Raw genomic sequence first — 6,474 nt, 5'->3', positions numbered from 1 at the left:
CACACGTCGTCGCCAGGCATTGAAGCCGGTGCACATATCCATTCACACTCGTCATAACACCCCTTCCGCCCAACAGGGCGACCATGGTGGCGCGGGGTGGAGCAGCCCGGTAGCTCGTCAGGCTCATAACCTGAAGGTCACAGGTTCAAATCCTGTCCCCGCAACCAAACTATACAACACACGGCCCGCCTGTCGCAGACACGCGGGCCGCTCGCGTTTCAACGACACACAGCCCGCTGGCCGAAAAACCAGCGGGCTGTTCGCGTTTGGAGCATCACGACAGATTGATCGCTCCACATCCCTTCGGGGCGGTCGCGATGCACGCATGCGCCCCTTCGTCGTGACGCCGACGGAACGTCTGCGTTCGTTGACGGCTGTGCGTCTCATTGCGTAGGATATCGGACCTAGCCCGAAGGGGGCGAGGGTAATACCGGGCAAACTGGTCAGGACCGCCGCACTCTCTTGCAAGCCGTGCTGGTCAGTCGAAACGTAAGGTGACGCGCAAGCCGGGGGCGTTGTCGCCGACCATAATCGACAGGCCGAGGCGCTGGGCGGCCGAGCGGACGATGGCGAAGCCCAAACCGCTGCCTTCGCTGCCCTGGCTGCTCGACAGCCGGGTGAAGCGGTGGCCCAGCCGGTGCAGGTCGGCCGGCGGCAATCCCGGGCCGTTGTCGGAGACGGCGATCGCGGTTCCTTGCGCGGCGGCCTCTACTGCGATCACGACCCTGCCACCTCGCCGGTTGTAGCGGATCGCGTTGTCGACCAGGTTCGACAGGATTTCGAACAGCAAGGTCCGATGACTTTGGACGACCGCGCCGTTCTCCGCTTCGAGGTCGATCTCGACGCCTGCCTCGATGGCCTGGGCGATGCGGCGGTTGATGACCGCGATGGCCAATTCGCGCAGATCGACCGGTTCGAAGGGCGGAGCGGTTCCGGTCTCCTCGGCTCGGGCCAGCGCCAGCAGCTGTTTGACCAGATGTTCGAGGCGGTCGGCGGCGTCGGCGATCTCGCCCAGCGCGGCCGGATCGCCGCGCCGGGCAAGGGCGACCTGCAGCTTCAGCACGGCGAGCGGCGTGCGCATCTGGTGCGAGGCGTCGGCGGTGAAGCGGCGCATGCCGGCGGTCGCGCTGTCGAGCCGGGCCAGGAGATGGTCGAAGGCCTCGGCCAGCGGGCGCAACTCGACGGGGAGCGGACCGGTGTCGAGCGGCGATAGGTCGGGGGTCGCGCGGGTATCGCGGGCGGCGATCGTGCTGCGCAGGCGGGCGAGGGGGCGCAAGCTCCAGCTGAGCGCCGGACGGATCAACAGCATCGCCACGCCAATCAGCAGCAGTTCGCCGATCAGCAATGCGACGAACAGTCGGCGTTGCAGGGCATGACGCCCGTCGAGCGTTTCGGCGACCTGCACGACGACCGGCTGATCGATGCGGGGTAGCGAGCGGCGTACCTCCGCGATGCGGATCGGTTGGTCGCGATAGGCGGCGTTGCGAAAGCGCGGCGTATCGAGTGCGAGGTCGGCGACGCGCGGCGCGGACAGGTCGGCATAGCCGGTCAGCAGCCGGTCGCCGACCGCGATCCGGTAGTAGACATTGTCGCGCTCGCTGTTTTCCAGCATGCCGAACGCGGCGGGGGGCAGGTCCATCGTGACTTCGCCCGCCTCCACCTGCACCGTTTCCGCGATCGCGCCGAGCGCGCCGCCCAGCACCCGGTCGTTGGTCCGCCGTACGACATCGGCGATCAGCGCCGCGCCGGCGATGCCCAGCAGCACCGCGATGGCGAGCATCGGCGCGAGCATCGCCGCCAGCAACCGGGTGCGCAGCGCGGGCGCACGGCCGGGATCAGCCGGCATCGAGCAGATAGCCCACGCCGCGCACGGTGCGGATCGCCGGTCCGTCGGGGGCGAGCTTGCCGCGCAGCCGGGTAATGTTCACCTCGATCGCATTGGGTCCGACCGGTTCGTCATAGCCGAACACCTCGGATTGCAGCGTTTCGCGCGGGACGATCTGCCCGGCACGGGTGGCGAGGGCGTCGAGCACCGCCCATTCGCGCCGCCGGAGGTCGAGCGGGCGTTCACCCACCTGCGCCTGCCCGGTCGAGCGGTTGAGCGTGAGCGTGCCGATCACCAGTTCAGGCATGGGATCACCGCCGCGCCGCCGGCCGAGCGCACGGATGCGCGCCTCCAGTTCCTCCGGCGCGAAGGGCTTGCGCAGATAATCGTCGGCGCCGAGGTCGAGGCCGCGCACGCGGTCGTCCAGTGCATCGCGCGCGGTCAGCATCAGCACCGGCACCCGGTCGCCGCGTTTGCGCAGCGCCTGCAACACCGCAAATCCATCGAGATCGGGCAGGCCGACGTCGAGCACGACCAGCGCATAGGGTTCGGTTGCCAGCACCATCAGCGCGTCTTCGCCCGTCGCGACATGGTCGACCGCATGGCCCGCACCGCGCAGCAACGCGGCGATGCTGCGCGCGAGCGGCGCGTCGTCCTCGACGATCAATATTCGCATCGACGGCCGGCGCGGTGAAAGGCGGATGACAGGTTCGGTTCGTACACCATCATACGAGCTTACCCGAACCGAGATGCGGGAAGCGAGAGGACCTGATGAAAGCTTTTACGATCCTGTTGGCGATTCTGGTCGGCGCGGCGGCCCCCACAGAGGCGCAGCGGCCCGAGGGCTATCCGCGGTCCTATGACGCGCTGATCGAAGCGGCGCGGGCCGAGCGCGTCGTGCGCGTCTATGGCAATGCCGATGCGTCGGCGATGGCACCGCTGATCGCCGCGTTTCAACGGACCTTTCCCGGCGTCGCCGTCCGATATGCGGATCTGGAGTCGCGCGAAATCTATCGCCGGGTCGTGGCCGAAGCGCGTGCCAACCGGCCGGTCGCCGATCTGGTCTGGTCGTCGGGCATGGATTTACAGGCGAAGCTGATCAACGACGGCTATGCGCAGGCCTATCAGAGCCCGGAGAAGCCGGCGCTGCCCGCCGACGCGGTGTGGAAGAACATGGGTTATGGCGTCACCGCCGAGCCGGTCGCCTTCGTCTACAACCGGCGGCTGATTCCGGCGGGCCGGGTGCCGCGCACCCATGAGGCGTTCGAGGCGCTGCTGCGCGCCGGGCGCAAGCCGCTGACCGGCAAGGTCGCGACCTATGATCCGGCGCGCTCGAACGTCGGCTATCTGTATCTGACAGAAGATTATGCGATCACCCGCGATACGCGGTCGCTGGTCCAGGCGATGGCGGCGACGCGGCCGTGGTTGTCACCGACGACCGAGCCGATGCTGGATGCGGTCGCCGACGGGCGGATCGCCATCGCCTATAATGTCGTCGGCCCCTATGCGCTGACCGCCGCGAAGCGCGACCCCCGGATCGGGGTGGTGTTCCCGCGCGACTATACGCTGGTCGCCTCGCGCGTCGCCTTCATCGCCCGCAATGCCCAGCGCCCGGCGGGGGCGAAGCTGTTCCTCGATTTCCTGCTGTCGCGCACGGGCCAAGGGCTGCTCGCGAAGCAATGGCTGTTGCCGGTGCGCCGCGATGTCCGCGCGCCGCGCCTGTCGGCCGAACAGCAGCGCCCGATCCGCGTCGGCCCCGGCCTTCTCGTCAATCTCGATACGATCAAGCGCCGGCGGTTCCTCGCCGAATGGCGCGCGATCCTGACCCAGGGAATGAAGCCATGATGTTGTTTCGTAGCGGCTGTGCGATCGCCGCGCTGATCTGCGCCACGCCCGCGCTCGCCCAGACGCCGAGCCAGGCGGAACTGGCGGAGCTGGTCAGGGCACAGGCGGCGGAGATCGCGGCGCTGCGCACGCGGCTCGACCGGCTGGAGGGCGCGCGGGTCGCGGCATCGCAGCCCGCCCCGGCGCCTGCCCCCGTGACCCCGCCCGTCGTCATGGCGCAAACGCCGTCGCAGACCGGCGGTAACGTCACGAGCCCATTCGCGCCGCAGCTGGTCCCGCCCGGCCCGGCGGAGCGCGACGTGGCGCAGGCGCGGCAGGCGAATGCGGCGGGTGTCACGACCGAATGGGGCGCGGGCCTGCCGGTGTTCCACTCGGCCGACGGTATTTATACCTTCAAGCCGCGCGGGCGCATCCTGACCGACGTCAGCTCGACCTTCGGGTCCGACTATGCCGCACGCAACATCACGACGACCGGCATGCGCGCGCTGCGCCTCGGCCTCGAAGGCGGGGTGGGCACCCACTTCTTCTACCAGTTCGAAAGCGACTTTTCGGAGAACGAGGTCGATATCGTCACCGCGTTCATCGGGTGGCGCAACCGCATCGCGCCGGGCATCGATTACGACGTACGCGCCGGCCACCTGTTCAACGATCGCGGGTTCGAAGGATCGACGGGGTCGGATTCGACGCCGTTCATGGAACGTACCGTCGTGTCGACCGCGATCATCCCGCAGCGCGGCTTCTATGGCGTCGGCATCATGCCGCGCCTGTTCTGGAAGACCGGCCACGCATCGCTGACCGTCACCGGCGACCGGATCGACGGCAACCAGTCGGGCAATGACAGCCGCACCGTTCTGGCCCGCGCGCACTGGAATCCGATCAAGACCGCCAATTCGGTCCTGCATCTGGGGGCCTGGGGGTTCGACGAGGGGCTGGCGGCGGGAGCGACGACGTTGACCCGCAACACGGTGATCGGCGGGCGCTTCAACGGTGCGCTGCGCGTGTCGTCGGGCGCGCTGACCGGCGGAACCGGCACCACCGGCTATGGTCTGGAACTGGGCGGCTATGTCGGCCCGGTCTGGCTGATGGGCGAGGCAGGGCAGCGCCATGCGCGATTGGACGCCGGCCGGCCCGATTTCGTCAGCAAGGCATGGAGCCTGTCGGGCGGATGGTTCGTCACCGGCGACCTGCCGCCATACAACCCGCGCCTCGGCAGCTTCGGGCAACCGCGCGTGTTGAGGCCGATCTTCGAAGGCGGTCCCGGCGCGATCGAGCTGACCGCGCGCTACGAGAATCTCGATTACAGCGATCTGCTGACCGGTGGGCAGGGATGGGCCGCGACGCTCGGTGCCAACTGGTATCTCAACAGCTTCACCCGGTTCCAGTTCAACGTCGTCCACTGGAACACCGACAACCGCGCCGGTGCCTTTGTCGGCCCCGATGACGGGCAGACCGTCATGACCCGCATCGCCGTCACCTTCTGATCCCCCCCCGGGAGCATCCTATGAACCTCGCCCTGCTCGGCTTCCTGATGGTGGCCACCTTCATGACGCTCATCATGACCAAGCGGATGACGCCGCTGGTCGCGCTGATCACCGTGCCCACCGCCTTCGCGCTGTTCGCCGGCTTTGCCGGTGGCATCGGCGACATGATGATCGACGGGATCAAGAACCTCGCGCCGACGGGCGTGATGCTGTTGTTCGCGATCCTGTTCTTTTCGATCATGACCGATACCGGCCTGTTCGACCCGCTGGTCAACCGGCTGTTGAGGGTGGTGCATGGCGACCCGCTGCTGATCCTGATCGGGACCGTGGTGCTGTGCGCGATCGTCAGCCTGGATGGCGATGGGTCGACGACCTATATCATCACGATCGCCGCGCTGCTGCCGCTGTACAAGCGGTACGACATGAACCGGCTGTACCTGTGCTGCCTGTTGATGAGCACCAGCGGGGTCATGAACCTGACGCCATGGGGCGGCCCGACCGCGCGTGCCGCCAGCGCGCTGAAGCTCGATCCGGCGACGCTGTTCCTGCCGCTGGTGCCGGGGATGATCGCCGGGCTTGCCTTCCTGATCGGTCTGGCCGTGTGGTTCGGGCGCAAGGAGCGTCGCCGGATCGGCCATGTGAAGGCCAATGGCCCGACCGCGTTCACCGGCATGGCGGTGTCGCAGTTTCCGGAGGCGCGCCGCTATCACCTGCGCTGGTTCAACGGGGCGCTGACGCTGGCGCTGATCGCCGGGCTGGTGCTGGGCGTGCTGCCGCTGTCGGTGCTGATGATGCTGGCCTTCGCCATTGCGATGATCGTCAACTATCCGCAGGTCGCCGAACAGAAGGAGCGGATTTCCGCCCATGCCGGCAATGTCCTGTCGGTCGTGTCGCTGATCTTCGCCGCGGGCATCTTCACCGGCATCCTGTCGGGCACCGGCATGGTGGAGGCGATGAGCAAGGAAGTCGTCGGGCTCATCCCGCCGGCCATGGGGCCTTATATGGCGCCGATCACCGCGCTGCTCAGCCTGCCCTTCACCTTCTTCATCTCCAACGACGCCTTTTATTTCGGGATGCTCCCGATCCTGGCCGAAGCGGGCGCGCATTATGGCGTGTCGCCGATCGCCATCGCGCGGGCGTCGCTGATGGGGCAGCCGGTGCATCTGCTCAGCCCGCTGGTGCCCTCGACCTATCTGCTGGTCAGCCTCGCCGGGATCGACCTCGCCGATCATCAGCGTTTCACGCTGATCCCGGCGACCATGGTCTGCGTGGTGATGACGCTGGTCGGAATGGCCGTGCTCGCCTTCCCGTTCGTGAGCTGAT

The 6,474-nt window shown here is 67.7% G+C and carries 5 protein-coding genes and 1 tRNA gene; 4 read left to right on the top strand and 2 right to left on the bottom strand.

Translation table 11 applies throughout. From position 1 onward, the window contains the following. Window positions 1-90: 90 nt before the first annotated feature. Window positions 91-167 (top strand) — tRNA-Met (locus CA237_RS09820). A gap of 311 nt (window positions 168-478) precedes the next feature. Here CA237_RS09820 and CA237_RS09815 read toward each other — a convergent pair. Both CA237_RS09815 and CA237_RS09810 read right to left on the bottom strand, forming a co-directional pair. Next, window positions 479-1,846, bottom strand: a complete 1,368-nt coding sequence (locus CA237_RS09815) for a sensor histidine kinase (protein WP_066691288.1) — start codon at window positions 1,844-1,846, stop codon at window positions 479-481. Further along, a complete protein-coding gene (locus tag CA237_RS09810; protein WP_066691286.1) occupies window positions 1,836-2,501 on the bottom strand; it encodes a response regulator transcription factor in 666 nt (221 codons plus the stop codon). The genes CA237_RS09815 and CA237_RS09810 overlap by 11 nt, the downstream gene beginning before the upstream one ends. Before the next feature lie 95 nt (window positions 2,502-2,596). Here CA237_RS09810 and CA237_RS09805 point away from each other — a divergent pair, with 95 nt between their 5' ends. From CA237_RS09805 to CA237_RS09795, 3 genes are read left to right on the top strand one after another with little or no spacing between them, the layout of a single operon-like run. Continuing rightward, the gene (locus CA237_RS09805) at window positions 2,597-3,670 is read left to right on the top strand and encodes an ABC transporter substrate-binding protein (protein WP_066691284.1); all 1,074 of its coding nucleotides are present in this window, start codon (window positions 2,597-2,599) and stop codon (window positions 3,668-3,670) included. Continuing rightward, a complete protein-coding gene (locus CA237_RS09800; protein WP_232307991.1) occupies window positions 3,667-5,151 on the top strand; it encodes a porin in 1,485 nt (494 codons plus the stop codon). The genes CA237_RS09805 and CA237_RS09800 overlap by 4 nt, the downstream gene beginning before the upstream one ends. A gap of 20 nt (window positions 5,152-5,171) precedes the next feature. Then, window positions 5,172-6,473, top strand: coding sequence for a CitMHS family transporter (locus CA237_RS09795; RefSeq protein ID WP_066691279.1), 1,302 nt, complete (start codon window positions 5,172-5,174; stop codon window positions 6,471-6,473). Window position 6,474 lies beyond the last annotated feature (1 nt).

The organism is Sphingomonas sp. ABOLH (assembly GCF_003951715.1).
Classification (GTDB): domain Bacteria; phylum Pseudomonadota; class Alphaproteobacteria; order Sphingomonadales; family Sphingomonadaceae; genus Sphingomonas; species Sphingomonas hankookensis_A.
This window is presented reverse-complemented; position numbering and strand designations above follow the sequence as displayed.